The 2,128-nt window shown below is 48.8% G+C and carries 4 protein-coding genes; 2 read left to right on the plus strand and 2 right to left on the minus strand.

What is annotated here, in order from left to right; all coding sequences use genetic code 11:
- The coding region (locus KQI26_RS15030; RefSeq protein ID WP_216504915.1) for a helix-turn-helix domain-containing protein at nucleotides 1-326 on the minus strand (326 nt) is incomplete at its 3' end.
- 162 nt (nucleotides 327-488) lie between these two features.
- Between KQI26_RS15030 and KQI26_RS15035 the strand changes: the two genes are divergently transcribed.
- Complete coding sequence (locus tag KQI26_RS15035; RefSeq protein WP_253292905.1) at nucleotides 489-1,070, plus strand: putative ABC transporter permease; 582 nt, start codon at nucleotides 489-491, stop codon at nucleotides 1,068-1,070.
- A gap of 33 nt (nucleotides 1,071-1,103) precedes the next feature.
- Nucleotides 1,104-1,790: a CPBP family intramembrane glutamic endopeptidase gene (locus KQI26_RS15040; RefSeq protein WP_216505046.1), complete on the plus strand. Its 687-nt coding sequence runs from the start codon at nucleotides 1,104-1,106 to the stop codon at nucleotides 1,788-1,790.
- A gap of 29 nt (nucleotides 1,791-1,819) precedes the next feature.
- Here KQI26_RS15040 and KQI26_RS15045 read toward each other — a convergent pair.
- The coding region (locus KQI26_RS15045) for an integrase core domain-containing protein (protein ID WP_216505047.1) at nucleotides 1,820-2,128 on the minus strand (309 nt) is incomplete at its 5' end.

Genomic DNA, 2,128 nt, shown 5'->3' on the forward strand with positions numbered 1-2,128 from the left:
TCCTCTTCCAAAACCAAGGCTTGCAAATTTTTTAGGTAGTCATTCTCCGCACGCAGCCGCTGAACTTCTGCCAGCAGATCTTCTTCTACCTGCTTCGGCAACTGCTTTGGCGGACGACCCTTACTGCTGCGGCCACGCCGTTCGATGGCTAACCCTTCCGGCCCTTCTTCCAGGTAGATTCGCTCCCATGATTTGATCCGATCTCTGCTGTTTACCTCAAATCTACGACAGGTTTCGCTGTAACTCAATTTCTCTTCCTGCATGGTTTCAATCACCAGTTTTTTGAATTCTGGTGTATATCGTTTGTTTGGTACTCCTTTTGGCATAGCAAAACACCCCACTTGTTAGATAGTATATCATACTGTCTAACAAGTGGGGTGCAGTTCACAAAGGCCGCCTGTTTTCTTTTGCAGTCGGTAGACAAAAAGAGGAAAGCCATAGTATAATAAAACAACAAATCAGACGGCTTTCCAGGCAGGAGGATCAAGATGAAATACACCGGAATGAAACGGCGTTCTTACAAAAGTATCACCCCGCTGCGCAGATTCCAGGAGATCTATCTGTATTTTTTCCTGTATTGTGTCATTGGCTGGCTCTATGAAGTGTTCCTGGAAGTGGTGATTTACCGGTGGGGGTTTTCCAACCGGGGGATTTTGTTTGGTCCCTATTTGCCCATTTACGGCATTGGGGCTTTGGCTTTTCTGCTGTGCTTTGGCCGGTATGCGCAAAAGCCGGCCAAAGGGGCCCGGCGATGGTTGCAAGTGGGATTGGTCTTTTTGGGATGCATGATGGTGGCCACGGCCATTGAACTGGCTGCCACCTATTGGATGGAGTACACCGTGGGCAGTTGGCCCTGGCAGACCTATGTGGATTACAAGATCAATTTTCAAGGGCGGATCGCCCTGTCTCCCTCTATCCGCTTTGGTTTGGGTGGATTGTTGTTTCTTTATGTGATCCAGCCCCTGTTTTATAAGCTGGCCCGGCGCATACCGGACAGGGTCCTGGCTTGGCTCACAGGCGCTCTGTTCCTGGTGATGACAGTGGACTTTGTGGTTTATCTGCTGAAATAAGAAGTGTTATTCAATGGAAGGGGAGAGAAGAGGATGACCAGAAAATGGCAGCGAGGGTTTTATATTATTCTGTCGGCTATACTTCTTTCTTTGGCCGTGACGCTGGTGGACGCCTTTCTCCAGCCGGACTATGTGCCAAAGGTGCTGGTGAAAATCTTCTTTTTCCTGATGATCCCTCTTTTTTATTTTGGGTGGAACAAAGAGGAACGGCCCCTTTTGAAAAAGTTGTTTTGCCTGAATGGGAAAACTATGGTACAGGCCGGGATACTGGGGCTTTTGATTTATGGAGTGATCGTGGGAGGATATCTGTGCACAAAGGGCTTTGTGGATTTTTCTCAGGTGACGGCCACCTTACAGGAAAAGCACGGCATCACCGGTGAGAATTTTATCTTCGTGTCCCTGTATATCTCCCTGGCCAATTCCTTTCTGGAGGAATTTTTCTTTCGGGGCTTCGCCTTTCTTTCGCTGAAACCCTATATCGGCCGGAAACTGGCTTATATTTTCAGTCCGGCGCTGTTCGCCTTTTACCATGGAGGGATGCTGGCCGGGATGTTTTTCTGGTGGGTGTACCTGGTGCTGCTTGCGGGGCTTTTTGTGGGAGGATGCATCTTTAATTACCTCAATGAAAAAAGCGAAAGCATCTATACTTCCTGGATCACCCATATGTTTGCCAATTTCGCCATCAACACCGTGGGATTCATGCTTTTCCGCATCGGATAGATTGGGATCTTTTGGGGACTGTAGGTTTGTCAAACATATTGGATAGTGACCTCAGCGGGAGCCATCCAGCGGAGGGGTCTCATGGGCAAGTTGTTGGAGCGGCGGTTGTGGACAGCAAGCTGCTTTGCAAAGTCATCCAAGGAATAGAACGAGTGGCAAGAGTAGAAGCGTTTCTGATCCTCGCGGTGGCTGCGCTCGACCTTGCCATTATGGCGCGGCGTGTAAGGACGGATCAGTTTATGCCGGATATTCAGTTCAGCGGCCGTTTTTTCAAATAGCGTCGGCAAAATACGCTTGCTGCCCGAAAAACGGTTGGTAAACTCAAAACCGTTGTCTGT

Source organism: Intestinimonas sp. MSJ-38 (genome assembly GCF_018917925.1).
In the GTDB taxonomy this organism is placed as follows: domain Bacteria; phylum Bacillota; class Clostridia; order Oscillospirales; family Butyricicoccaceae; genus Pseudobutyricicoccus.